Raw genomic sequence first — 14399 nt, 5'->3', positions numbered from 1 at the left:
AATAAAAAAATAACTCCCATAAATTTTTAAATTTAAAGGAGTTATTCTCTTGTTTCATATTATGACAAATAATTTAAACCATTTTCAGCAAAGCCTCTTCAGCTTAGTAAATCGCTCTGAATCCGATACCTCCTCTTACATTTTCTCCCTTTGTATCGTATCCGGCGTTTACTGTCACTCCAAATCTTGTGTTCTCAAATCCTAAATTCAAGTCAAACTTTCCGCTTCCTTTCCGATTTTCCTTATCTCCGCGAAGTTCATAGTGCGGCGCATCCGCCCCTCTCAATTTGGCTTTGTTCTTGACATCATTCACTTCCCCAAGCTCATTTGTATAGGCGGCTGCCAAACTTGCTTTCAGGCTGCTCTTTAATCCCACAGGCTGTCTGTAGTTGAATGAAACTCCCGCTTCCGGCTGCACTGAAATGTAGTCGTTTCCTCTCACTTCAAGCGCCATCGGCCCATCTTCCTTTATTCCTGTGTATCTTCCATATTCCAAGTTTAGCGCCCCGTATGGTCTTATGCTTGTTCTCTCGCTCGTTCTGATGTCCTTTCCAAGTTCATTTCTTAGCGCCACTCCATATGTCGCGTAATCTGATTTCGCTTCAAATGTGTCGTCTACAACCCAGTATCTTCGCTTCATATGGTTCGCTCCTGCAAACGCTTCCCCTGATATTGTCCATTGCAGTGAGCCATTGTGGTCTTTTGCTGGCGACACTGTCTTAAAGATTCCAGCTTTCATCATTGTCTGGTCTTCCCTTGATCTTCCCAAATCTTTGAATTTAAAGTGGTTTGTTACCGCTCCTGCATACCATCCTGTCTTGTTTCCAAGCGTCACGCCTTCCTTCTCGTGAACATAGGCCACCCCGTAGGCGTTGCTTGCGTAGTCTACCACTCCAGCTGTGTCTGTCTTGTATTCCCCTCTCTGACCAAATGCTTTTATCTTGCTGCTGTCTTTCGTAGGGTTTTCCCATTCATTCTGCAGGTAGCTGAACTCGTTGTTCAAAATATCCCCTGTTTCCTTTGTTCTCTGCTGGATATTTGAATACTGGTGACCCTTCATCTCGTCAATCGCTTGTGCCAGTATGTGACCTTCTCCGCCAGTTAGGCTGCTTATCTTGTCGAATATCAGTTTCTCCTGTGTCCCCAGTCCTTCGACTCCGTATCTCTTTTCAAGCCCTGCCAGGAAGTTGTATGTCTGGTCATCCCCGTCTTTTGCAAACGCTGTATAAGGAACTTTTACCAGGTACACCTTGTCCAGAAGTCCTGTCGACGGATCTTTCGTAGGCTGCGCCATCCAAGTAAGGCTCGGCGAAGTTACATACAATGTCGTTCCTGCTGTGACAAGCCCTCTTAGCGCATCATTGTAGGGCTTCAAAATGTTGTCCCCTATTTCTATGGCTTTAGACGTTGTGTATCTCGAAGCTTCCGGTCCAAAGTACAGGCTTATATCCTCAAGCCCGACTAAGTTGTTAAGCCCCTGTATCGGATTTGTGTAGTTTACCCCTGACGTGTCCACATACATTCCGATGCTTGTCGCTTCCGAAGCTGACGGGAAGTTCTGCATATTGTTTACCGCCAGATTCAATGTTGTTATCCCTGATGGCGATGTCACCGTTACTGACACCGGATTCGGTGCTGGAGTGTCTGTGTCAACTTTTACTATCGGTATCACATTCCCTTGCGCATCTGTCACTGTCACAGGCGTCATTCTTGGCGGAACTTTTATTGTCACTCCTCCCATTTCCTTCATGTCATCCGCTGTCACCACTTTTATTAGCGGTGTCGAAGTTCCTGTCTGGCTTGCCCCTGTTATCGGGTTTCTTCCGCTTGAATTTTCTTCAGCGTTCGGGAACGACTGAGTATCTGCCCAGATCCCTGCACTCTTAATATCTGAAGCCGCTATGTTTATTGTCCCGTAGTTCTTTATGTAGCTTCCGTTTGAAAGATAAATTCCTTTTACTCCTCTAAGTCCTGATACAGTTGTCTGGATTGTTCCCCAGTTTTCACCATGTGCACCCCTGTCAAGATACATTCCTATCGTATCTCTTCCCGATAGGTTTATAGTTCCATAGTTTATTGCTTTTGAGCCAGGCCCTACTGCATACATTCCCATTGTGTTCGCCTTGCTTACTTCTATTGTCCCTCTGTTTATGATTGTTCCTTCATTTGAAGTTTTATTTGTTGCCTCATCATAGTATCCTGTTGCCATACCTACACCGTATTCTTTTGCGCTTGTGTTTGAAGGTCCCACTTTTATTGTTCCAAAGTTTGTCGCTACTCCGCCGTTTGTTGAATAAATTCCTACGTTACCGTTTCCATTTGAGAAGTCTATTGTTCCGTAGTTTTCAGTAGTCCCGTTTCCATAAAGTCCGTAGTTTCTGTCCCCTGATGATGTCAATGGAGTGTAGTTTACTATCTTTCCTGTATTGTCATTCTGGTAAGCATAGATTGCATCGCTTCCAAGAGTTACTGGATTTGCGTATGATGTTATCGTGTTCCCTTTTCCTGCGTCCACAAATCCAAATGAGTCATCTCCTATGCTAAATGTGGAACCTGCATTTGCATTAAGATTTTGATTAGTTCCAACTGCATAGACACCTACTGCCTGATTTCCACCCACTTTAACTGTAGAACCGCCGTTCAAATTCACAGTTCCATCATCTTGAGTGTAAATGGCTGCTCCATTATCTCCAGCTTTAATTGTGCCATTATTGTCAACATTGTATCCATAAATTCCAATTGCATTGTTTCCAACTGTAATTGTTCCGCTGTTACTTATCTTATTTTTAGCTTTTGCATAAATACCAACATTTGCTTCCGCCTGTTTTGTCGCATCTCCCAATGTTATTTTTCCAGCATTTTCCACATCCGCTCCATTTGTAACTATTCCAAATTCAAGCGCTGTCGATTTTCCTTCCACATTTCCATTATTTATGAACTTGTTACCTGCCGCTGCTGTTGTGTAAAGTCCGACCATTCCGCCTGTTGTATTTGTAGAATTTGTAAGTTTTACGTTGGCATAGTTTGTTAAATTGGAAGCCTTGTCCTGGTCGTATACAATTCCCATTCCTGTTCCTGTTGCACTTCCATTGTATTTGTACTCAAGTGTTCCATTTACTTTTGTGTTGCCCGATGCGAAAATTCCTACTCCTTTTTCCTTAGTTTCTACTACATAATCTCCACTACCTAAATTTATGTCTGAATCTTCCGCATAAATTCCTGTTCCCTGAACTCCTGTTGTAATGTCAGTCGCCCCTGCAGGTGTCAATGTTATTGTACCACCTTGTTCTGCGCCGTGAGAAACAGTTGTTGGCGCTGTTGACACTAATGCAATTCCCACTCCTTTTGTTCCAACTGTAATTGGAGAAGTGTTGTCTATTTTTACATTTGTTCTTGCTGTTCCAGTATTGTTTTCTGCATAAATTCCGATTGCCTCATCTCCTGATACATTTAATGTACCGTTATTTACTATTTCCACAGTCGTTCCATTCGCAACATCAGTACCATAATCTTGTTTTGTCTGTCCTGTTCCAAGTCCTGCTATTCCTACTCCTTTTCCGCTTACAGTTACTGTACCGTCATTTACAATTTTACTTCCATTTGTTGCATAAAGTCCTGCACCATTGTCTACTGTTACTTTTCCAGCTTTGTCATTGTTAATTGTTCCATAGCTTACATTTATTCCAGCTATTCCTGCCGCTGTTGTACCGCCCGTTACGTTTACTGTTCCTTTATTGATGAATCCTGAAGTTGTGTTAGTTGGTGTTATCCCAGCCGCTACTTGTGTGGCTTTGGAAATATTTCCCATAGATAATCCTTGCCCTTTAAGATTTGTTCCAACTATATTTCCTGATACTGTTGTTCCATTGCTTATTGTTACAAGCTCATTTGCCATTTTTATTCCGTTGTATTTATCACCTATGTTGTCCAATGATACTGTTGGTGCCTGTATATCTAATTTACCATTTTTTAATACTACCGTATAGAATGTTGCACCATTATTGTAAGTTATATCTCCAAACTGATTCACACCATCTAAACCACTAGTAAATGTAGGAGTTCCTGTATCTGTACTATTATACCAAGTACGAGCAGCTTTTCCATTATCGTCATAAACTCCTATAATTACATCATTATTATTTATCTCTACTGTTACATTTCCTAATCCTTGATATTTACCTGTACCAATATTTTTTTGGTAAGTTGAAGGATCATCGGCTATTACTACTCCATCAAACATTTTTATTGTTGTTGCTGATTTATTTAATGTTGTTGCACTTGCAGGATTATGAAAAATTATAGTTCCATCTGTACCCAATGCCGGGGCTTTTGCATAAAATGGCGTTACATTTTTATGATCATTGTCTGATAATCCTCTGGCTGCTGAATTATCCTGATTTGTAATAGTTCCTCCATAAAAATTTACTGTTCCACCGTTTTGTGCAATCAATGCTCCTGATGTTCCTGTGTTTATAACATTTCCTGAGCCTTTTAAATTAACGACTGCATTATTTCCATCTGCTAATGCACCTAAACCATTAATTGTTAAATTACCATTCATAGTAATTTCTGTTGTTGTTAATGTTGTTCCAGAGCTATCTTTGGCATCTACTTTAGTACTACCACCAAGAGATGTTGTATCTTGAGTTTGATACTGACCAGCACCTTTTTTAGCATATGCACCTATATTAGTGTACAATAATTTTTTTGTATCTGTGTCTGTTTTATCTGCCCAAGCATCAACTGCTGTAACATCTCCTGTTGTAGTAACATTACCTAAATTTTCAGCGTAAGCTACTAATGAACCGTAACCATATGCTTTTGTAGATTTTTCTGCTGTTATCTTTCCTCCATCTTTTGCTAAATATGCTATTGGATAGTATTCAGTTGTACCTATTTTATGGTATCTTCCTGACATTTCAACATCTGGACCTATATTAATTTCACTGCTCATTCCACGTAAATTACCATTTGTACTTGAACTCATTCTATTCATTTTATCTCCAAATACACCTTGAGAGTAGGCAATTATTGTTCCCGTTGCTGCTTCATTAGTACCACTTTCAGAAGCAACTACTTTTCCTGATGTTGCCAATGTTAAATGTCCATAATCGGTAATAGCTTTATTTCTTATCGCTACACCATCAGCTCCTGCATTATTTTTATTCGCAGATCTAGCTACATCCATAACTGTTCCATTTTGAGAAGCAAACATGATTCCAGACAATGCATGTTTTCCAAAACTTATATCTGCATTATTTACCCAAAGCGAATGTATCGGGTCTTTTATCTTATAATCAGCATTGTTTGTAACACTTTTTTCTGCTCCTAGATCATCATCAGGTTTAATATTGACTCTTTGTCCTGACCATCCTAAAATTCCTATATTTCCTTCAACGTAATCTGAGTAAAGTCCTGTTTTCTTTCCATCTGCAGTTTGAGTAGGTAAAAAACCTGAAATATTAAGTTTTTCTCCTATTATTCCATTAACTCCTACTTCACCTTGATATATTCCAATAGTTGATTTATCCCAAAGGCTTCGATTATCACCAGAAGCTTGAACCCAAACATTTATATTTCCACCAGTAACATTTGATTTTTTATTTGTTTGATTTGCAAAAAACATTAAAATATTACCATCACCATAAGATTCTACTGGTTTAAAAAGATTTACAAATGGTGTCAAGTTATCACTATAACCAGCTATATGTGTTATCGCACCAGAACCTGATATTTTCTCAAAATCAGGAGAATACCCAGTACTTGAATAAACAATATTATTTGAACCCTCTAATTTATAAGTTCCTTCACTTTTTATTCCAAATGAACCAGAAGCTCCTAAAGTATTGTAAATTATATTTTTATTCGATTTTATATCAGCATCAATTGATCCTGTAAACCCTCCCCTCTGATGATAAGCATGAAGATACGTTTTATATCCATTTGAAGCTTCATAACTTGCAGGATAAATATAAAAAATAGTGTTATCATCACCAGTAATATTTACATCAACATTATCAAGTTTTAATTTTCCTGAATGCCAAGTTTCTATGGAAATAAAATCTGCTTGTCCATATAAATTTCCTGTTACATTTCTAATTGTTCCGTTACGAACAGTATGTATTCCGATAACACCATCATGATTATGTGAACTACTGTCAACAACAGGATTACTAGATAAATTACCTGCTAAATATAAATTCATATTTTCAACCACAAAAGCATCAGCTTTCTGTGAAAGTGTATCTGGTGATTCATTAGCTTTATTAACATATACTGTATGATCTGTTCGTGATCCAGCTTTTGTTATATTTCCTAATTTCGTATTAGTTGCTCCAAAACTTGTCACAGGATTTCCATTTTGATCTGCCCCATTCCAAACAGTACTTCTGTTATTTTTTGTTGCACCACTTGCATCAGATATTACTGTTCCCGAATAATATCCAGCAGTAAGTTGATTTGTAAATGAAAAATCCAAAAACGGCTCAGCATTAGGATTTATAGAAGGTACTGTTATTGTTGGAGTTCTTACAGACATTTCTTCTATTCTCAATGGATCTCCAACTCTTATATTCAAATTAGGTTTCTGTGGTGCCCCAATATTCGGTAAATTAATATTCAAAGCTGTCTTCCTAATATCTTTCGGTCTAACCGCCGCATCCACAGGCACAGCCGAAATCGGTTCAATAACCCTTTTCAACTCAGTAGTCCCCTGCTTTGCTCCCGCATAAGTCCCAAACTTGTCATTTTCTCTCGCGTATTTTATAGCTTCCTTTTTATCTCCACGACCTTTGTAAGTCCCTTTCCAGTCGTTATATACATAGTTTGAACCGAACTGAAAACTGCCCCAAGGTGATTTTACTACGTGATCCCCCTGTTCCATTAACTGAATCAATTCTAAATTCGTATTTCTCAAAAGTTTATTGTTTTCCTGCCTTGCACGCTTAAAGTCCTTTTGCAGCTGGAATATTGACGTGTTTATCGCTTCCTGCTGTGTCTTGATTTCATCCGAGTAAAGATTAAGTGAAATACCGCTAAGCATTATTAGCCCAGTAAGTAAGAAAGTAATAAGCGCTGAATCGGTGTATTTAAAATCTTTAACTCTTTTTGCAAAAGATTTCAATTCTTTTTTTAGAATTCTCAAATCATTTGTCATACTTTTACCTCTTCTTTCCTAAAATTAAAAAATCCAAAAAAGCTATCAAGAATAGTTTTAAATGAGTGAGTGAGTGGTTAATAATTTTTTCAGTTTCTTCAATTTTATTTGTTTTTATTTCTTGAACCATTAACATTATAACAAAAAAAAAAAAAAAAAAACAAGTATTTTTTTAAGAAATAGCAAAAAAATTTAAATAAATAATAATTTTTTTATTTATTTAAAAAGGAAAAACAAACGCAATTTCAATATTTATAGGTATAATGTAAAAAATTTTTTTATTTATTTTAGGAAAAAAATTTTTTTTATATTTATTTTTATATTTTTAACAAAAAAAAGTCGCCAATTAGCGACTTATGTTAAATTCTATTTGTTTGGTGAAAAGGTACTTAACCTCTTGCTAAAAAATTTTTTTATTTTTATAATTTTAAAACTTTTAATCTCAATGCATTTGCCAAAACTGAAACCGAACTAAATGACATTGCAAAAGCTGCGATCATTGGGTCTAATTTAGGTCCATTAAATAAAGCATAAAAGATTCCTGTGGCAATTGGGATTCCAATCACATTGTAAAAAAAGGCCCAGAACAAATTCTGCTTTATATTTGTAATCGTTGCTTTACTTAATTTCATAGCTCTTGCCACATCTTTTAAGTCGTTTTTAATAAGTACAATATCTGCCGACTCTATCGCAACATCCGTTCCACTTCCAATCGCAATTCCAACATTTGCCTGAGCTAATGCTGGAGAGTCATTTATTCCATCTCCCACCATTGCTACAAACTCACCATTTTCCTGTAACTCCTTAATTTTAGAAGCCTTTTGGTGTGGCAGCACATCTGAAATCACTTCGTCTATCCCAGCTTGTTTCGCAATAAATTTTGCTGTTTTTTCATTGTCTCCTGTGAGCATTATCGTCTTTATTCCCATTTTATGAAGTTCACAAATTGCATCAGCACTTGTTTTTTTAATCACATCGGCAACTGCCACAAGTGCCACAAGTTCTTTTTCAATCGACATATACATCGGTGTCTTTCCTTCGCCAGAAAACTCATTGTAATCTTTCTGTGCAATTTCTGTATCAATTTTTCTGTTATCCATCAATTTTTTATTCCCAATTTGTACTTCTTTAATTTCTCCGCCAATTTTTACTTTCACTCTAATCCCATATCCCGGCATTGCACGAAAACTTTCACAATCAAAAAATTCATTTTCCAAAAACTCATTTTTTACCAAAATTCCATTTACCACAGCTTGTGCCAACGGATGTTCTGATTCTTTTTCCACACTAGCCGCAATTTTTTGTAACTCTTTTCCCGAATAATTTTTACCAAAAGTTACAAAATCTGTCAAAACAGGTTTTCCTTCAGTAATTGTCCCAGTTTTATCAAATACGACCGTTTTTATTCTATGAGTTGTTTCCAGAGCTTCTCCACTTTTAATAAGTATTCCGTTCTCTGCTCCTTTTCCAGTTCCAACCATTATAGATGTAGGTGTTGCAAGTCCCAATGCACATGGACAAGCAATTACTAAAACCGAAATAAAAAATGAAAGTGACGTAACTAACCCCGCACCAAAAATGTACCACGCAAGTCCAGTAACTAGTGCAATTCCCATAACTATCGGAACAAAATATCCAGCGACAGTATCAGCCATTCTTGAAATTGGCGCTTTTGATCCTTGAGCTTCTTCCACCAATTTTATTATTTGCGACAACATCGTATTTTTCCCAATTTCTGTCGCTTCAAATTTAATGCTCCCATTTTTATTTATACTTCCACCGATAACTTTATCTCCCACATTTTTTGTAACTGGCAAACTTTCTCCAGTCAACATTGATTCATCAACTGATGTAGTTCCTTCAGTTATAATTCCATCAACCGCTATTTTTTCTCCCGGCTTTACAGCAACAATATTTCCAACACTCAGATTTTCTATCATAACTTCTTTTTCTACACCATTTTCAATAATTTTTGCCTTTTTGGGCTGCAATCCAATCAGTTTTTTTATTGCTGACGAAGTTTGCCCTTTTGTTCTAGCTTCCAATAATTTTCCCAATGAAATTAAAGTTATTATGATTCCAGCTGACTCATAGTGCAAGTCCATTGCGTAATGATGTGCATTTTTGGGATCCAATATCGCTGCAGCTGTCGAAATTAAACTATAAACTAAAGCTGCTCCTGAACCCATTGCAATAAGCGAATCCATATTTGGAGATTTTCTAAAAATATTTTTTATTCCGTGTGTGAAAAAATCTCTTCCCGCATATATAATTGGTATAACAAATACCAGTTGTGCCAATGCAAAATTTAGCGGATGTTCCTTGTGATTTAAAAATCTTGGAACTGGCGCTCCCATCATATGATGTCCCATCGAAATGTAAAGTAGCGGTACAGAAAAAATAATTGCAAGAATCAATTTATTTTTCATTTCTTTTATTTTATCCTGATACATCTTAACTTTTTCTTCTTCCGAAACATTTTCTATAAGCCCATATCCGCTCTTTTCAACTATTTCTCTAATTTTTGCAAAATTATATTTATTTTCATCAAAGTTCACAGTCATTTTTTCAGTCGCCAAATTTACAGTTGCATCAATTCCATCGCATTTATTTACCGCTTTTTCAACTGTCAAAGCACACGCCGCACAATTCATCCCAGTGACTGTGTAAACTTTTTTTGTTTTTTCTGAATTTTCCATTTTTCCATCTCCTTTATTTTAAAAATTTTCTAAATATGCAAATGCCCATTTTTTTCACAATTACACTGTCCCTTCAAACATTTGCACAAAACTTTTGAAACTGCACTTTCTTTTTTTACTTCCACCGCTTTTAAAATAATTTCTAAATCGTCAAAACTTAGCTCACTATTTTCAATCACACAAGCTATCATTTTTCCAACTTTTGTATCGCAAATCTTTTTAAAAGTTCCCAAAATATAAATTTGGGCGACTTCCTTTTCCATGTATTCCGTGGAATAAAGATATTTATTCCCAATTTCCCGCTTTTTCAAAATTTTTCGCTCCAAAAGCCTGTTAAGCAACGTTTTAACCGTCGTCCGCTTCCAGTTCATCTTCTCCCCCAGAACTTCAAAGACAAAGTTGCTCGTAACTTCGTCATTTGCCCATACAACTCTCATTATTTCCCATTCTGAATCAGTTATATGATATTTCTCTTCCATAAAAATCCCACCTTTAAAAAATTTAAAAATAAAACGACTACATTTGTAACTTATATTACTAGTTTACAACAGTAATCGTTTTTTGTCAAGTCAAAAATATTTATTTTTTTACATAAAAAATATCATTGTAAGTATAAAAACTACTTTAAACACTATATAAATTTGAAAAAATCTATTTATTCTAGGAGTTTCCTCACGCCCTTCATCTTTTATAATTGAATAATCTAAAATCCATAGCAAAATTAGATACACGGCTATACTTGCCAATGAGAATGCTCCTGTAAAAAAATAAATTACTTCTAAAAATAAAAATATATATATTTTAAATGTCGTTCTTTTACTTATAAAAAATATATTTATAAGATTATAATTTGCATATACATATAGTAAAATCATAAGCACAATTCCCATATAATTTGAAACAACATCAATTTTTTTTAACACAAAAACTGCAAAATATGCTATGATTGACATCATTAAAATTCTAGATTTTTCATTCCTATTTTTGTTTAATTCCTTTTTCTCATTCATTTTTAATCGTCTCCTAACTTTATGTCGTCATAAATTTTTTTTAATTTGGATTTTTTTTCTTTTGTAAAAATTTCATTTTCATTTTTATTTTTACTTTTTAAATAATTCGATTTTCTTAAATTTTTAATTGCATAAGTTGGATCATTTGTGACGAAATTATTTAAGTAGCAAAATTTATAAAATGATTTTATTACCGACATTTTTCGCAAAATTGAACTTTCTTTTAATTTTTTTGAAATATGTTGAGCAAACTCAATTACATCTTCTTCTAAAATTTTATCAAAACTTTTTGAAAAAAAATCTAAAAATTGCTTCAAATCCCTTTTATAGCCAATCAATGTTCGTTCAGAATCGCCTTTTTCAAATTCCAAAAAATCTAAAAATTCTTTTATCAAAGTATTATTTTTTCTTTTGATCTTCAAATTTTTTTCGGTTTTTAAATTTTCTTTATTCTTCAATTTTTTTTCTTTTTCCAAATCTTTTCCCATTTTAAACATCCATCTTTTTTCTTTTTTAATTGTTTTTCCATTATTTCCTTTGCGTGATTAATCGAAACTTGCGTTATATTATCTCCCGAAATTATTCTTGCTATTTCACGAATTCTCTCATTTTCGTTAAGCTCCCGCACTTTAGTTTCAGTAAAATTATTTTCTATTTCTTTTTTTATCAAAAATTGCTGATTTGCAGACCCAGCAATTTGTGGAGAATGTGTGACACAGATAATTTGCGTATTTTTTGAAAGTTCTTTTAATTTTTGTGCGACTTTTCTCACTGTTTCGCCAGAAATTCCCGTGTCAATCTCGTCAAAAATTAAAACAGAAATATTGTCAACCTCAGAAAATACTGTTTTTAGTGCCAACATTATCCGAGAAACTTCTCCGCCAGACGCAATTTTTACAAGCGGCTTAAAATTTTCCCCGACATTTGTCTTAATTAAAAATTCCACTTTATTTATTCCATTTGGTGTAATTTCATTATTTTTCTGAATTGACACTTGAAATTTAGCACTTTCCATATTTAAATCATAAAGCTGAATATCAATTGTATTTTGAAGCGCACAAGCTATATTTTCTCGCATTTCGCTTAACTTTTCACCATTTTCAAAATATTTTTTAATAAGTTCTTTTTTTTCTTCTTTCAAATTTTCAAGCTCATCATTTTCAAAATTCACAAAATTTAAGTCTTTTAAAATTTTATCTTTATACTCCAAAATTTCTCCAATTGTCGCACCATATTTCAATTTTAATTTATTAATTTTATCAATTCTTTTCACAACTTTTTCAAGTTTCGTGTCATTCACTTCTTCCACATCTCCAATAAAATTATCGATGGAATAGGAAACTTCTTCGACTTCATAGACGATAGATTCCACTTTTTCTGATAACTCTCCATAAATTTCTGCCAAATCCGACAGCTGCTCCAAATTTTTTCTAACTTTTCCAAGAGCCGACAAAATTGAAAAATCCCCTTCTTTTAACCACTGTGAAGACTCTTCCAGCTTTTCACTAATTTTTCCTGAATTAAACAAAATTTTATATTCTTCTTCCAGCTCACTATCTTCATTTATTTTCAAATCCAAATCATTTATTTCGTTAAACTGAAATTCCAAAACATCTTTTTTTTCTAAAAGCTTTGCCTTTTGCTCTTCAATTTTTTCAATTTTTAAATTTACTTTTTTTATTTCATCCACATTTTTTTTGACTTCTTTTAACAAATTTTTTCCCGCATCATCCAAGAATCTATCCAGCAAATTTAGATGAAACTCACTGTTTAAAAGTGACTGATGTTCATGCTGACCAACTAAGTCTATAATATTCTCCATCATTTCCTTCAATTTTGACAATGTAACCCGTGTCCCATTCACTGTAATTTTAGATTTAGAATTTTTATCAAAAGTTCTAGTCACAATAAGTTCGTCGTCATTTATCTCAAACCCAAGTTCATTCAATCTTTTTTTTTGTTTTTCAGTAATTTCAAAAATTCCTTCGGCAAAAAGACTCTCTTCCCCATTTCTAATCATTTCCAGATGGCTTCTCTCACCAATTAGAAGCGATATTCCGTCCAAAATAATAGATTTTCCAGCTCCAGTTTCCCCAGTCAGCGCAACAAAATTTTTGCTAAATTCCAAATCCAAATTTTTTATTATCGCCAAATTATTCAATCTTAACTCTCTTAACATCCTTTTCCTTTCATTCACTAATTTTATAAAACAAAATCTCCCCATTTTAATTTTTCTCTCAAAATACCAAAATAATCGCTGTTTATAGGTTTAATTATTTTTATTTTTTTATTCGACAGGGTAGCCAAAAGCTCATCTTCCGGCTTAATTCCAAACCACAAATTTCCATCTATGTTCAAATGAACTTCGGCTTCTCTTGAAGTCGCCTTGAAGCTCAATGTTTCACATCCATTTATAACAATTGGCCTAGCAGTCAAACTTTGTGGAGATAGTGGCGTTATTATCAAAGCGTTTAAATTTGGATGGACAATTGAACCTCCAGCTGACAAAGAATAAGCTGTTGAGCCAGTTGGTGTTGCAACTATAATTCCATCTGCTCTATACTTATTTACAAAAATTCCATTTGAGAAAACTTCCACCTGAATTAAGTGAGCTTCATGACCACCTTTTGTTATCACAAGCTCATTTAGTGCATAAAATGTGTTGCCGTTGTATTTTACTTCCATAAGTGAACGGTTTTCTATCTTATAATTTTCATTTTTTTGATAATTTTTTAACATTTCAACCGCATTTTCTGGATTTATTTCGACTAAATATCCAAGCGAACCAAGATTAATCGCAAGAATTGGAATGTCTGATATAATCGCTTCTTTTGCAGCTTTTAACATTGTCCCGTCTCCACCTAGTGAAATTAACAAATCTGCTTCCTTCACATCTTCCACTTCCAATATTTCACTTTCTTTTAAATAATTATAAAAGTTTTTAAGTAATTCTTCATTTGCATATTCACTTTTCACAATTTTTACTTTTTTCACTACATTTTCTTTTTTTTTCATAATCATCCGCCTATTTTTTTTTCAAAAATTTATTTTCTATAAAAACTAAAAAAATAACCCAAAGATATAGTTATTTTTTACTATATTTCCTTTGAGTAGTTATTTTATAAACTATTTCTAAAATTAGGTCTCGGTATAAGCCGGATTCTGTATTAGTCAATCATTTATCTAAATTAATAATCACTTATTAACTTTAGCGAATTACCCATCAAAGTAAAGGCGGGGAACCTCTTTTCACTTTTCTACTTATTCTTGCTTCAGGAGGGGTTTACCAGGCTAATTTAATTGCTTAAATTACCGGTAGTCTCTTACACTACCTTTTCACCCTTACCTAAACAGGCGGTCTATTTTCTGTGGCACTTTCCTTAAGATTTCTCTCAACAGCCGTTAACTGTCTCCTTCCCCTGTGAAGTCCAGACTTTCCTCTTAAAAAATTTTTTAAGCGATTAACTCCGAAACCATTAATATAAAGTTATTTTATCATTTTTTATCACTTTTTGTCAATAAATTTACTACTTT

Annotated in this window: 7 protein-coding genes and 1 other RNA gene; all 8 read right to left on the bottom strand. The window is 34.3% G+C overall.

Going from position 1 to position 14399, the window contains the following annotated elements:
* Positions 1-103: 103 nt before the first annotated feature.
* Positions 104-7156 carry an autotransporter-associated N-terminal domain-containing protein gene (locus BCB68_RS06885; protein WP_094080101.1) on the bottom strand — a complete coding sequence of 2351 codons (7053 nt, stop codon included), beginning with the start codon at positions 7154-7156 and terminating at the stop codon, positions 104-106.
* Positions 7157-7575: 419 nt separating this feature from the next.
* The gene (locus tag BCB68_RS06880) at positions 7576-9855 is read right to left on the bottom strand and encodes a heavy metal translocating P-type ATPase (protein WP_094080100.1); all 2280 of its coding nucleotides are present in this window, start codon (positions 9853-9855) and stop codon (positions 7576-7578) included.
* Positions 9856-9884: 29 nt separating this feature from the next.
* Positions 9885-10334, bottom strand: a complete 450-nt coding sequence (locus BCB68_RS06875) for a CopY/TcrY family copper transport repressor (RefSeq protein WP_094080099.1) — start codon at positions 10332-10334, stop codon at positions 9885-9887.
* A gap of 108 nt (positions 10335-10442) precedes the next feature.
* Complete coding sequence (locus BCB68_RS06870) at positions 10443-10865, bottom strand: phospholipid phosphatase (RefSeq protein WP_094080098.1); 423 nt, start codon at positions 10863-10865, stop codon at positions 10443-10445.
* Between the two features lie 2 nt (positions 10866-10867).
* On the bottom strand, positions 10868-11353 hold the full coding sequence (locus BCB68_RS06865) for a tyrosine-type recombinase/integrase (protein WP_157697365.1): 486 nt from the start codon (positions 11351-11353) through the stop codon (positions 10868-10870).
* The gene (gene recN, locus BCB68_RS06860) at positions 11320-13044 is read right to left on the bottom strand and encodes a DNA repair protein RecN (protein ID WP_094080795.1); all 1725 of its coding nucleotides are present in this window, start codon (positions 13042-13044) and stop codon (positions 11320-11322) included. Before recN ends, BCB68_RS06865 begins: the two co-directional genes overlap by 34 nt.
* A 23-nt stretch (positions 13045-13067) precedes the next feature.
* Positions 13068-13880 carry an NAD(+)/NADH kinase gene (locus tag BCB68_RS06855; RefSeq protein WP_237048588.1) on the bottom strand — a complete coding sequence of 271 codons (813 nt, stop codon included), beginning with the start codon at positions 13878-13880 and terminating at the stop codon, positions 13068-13070.
* A gap of 120 nt (positions 13881-14000) precedes the next feature.
* Positions 14001-14342, bottom strand: an RNA gene (gene rnpB / locus BCB68_RS06850) — RNase P RNA component class A.
* Positions 14343-14399: the final 57 nt, after the last annotated feature.

Source organism: Leptotrichia sp. oral taxon 498, from assembly GCF_002240055.1.
GTDB classification, from domain to species: Bacteria; Fusobacteriota; Fusobacteriia; order Fusobacteriales; family Leptotrichiaceae; genus Leptotrichia; species Leptotrichia rugosa.
The sequence above is the reverse complement of the archived record's forward strand: the minus strand, read 5'-3'. Positions and strand labels throughout refer to the sequence as shown.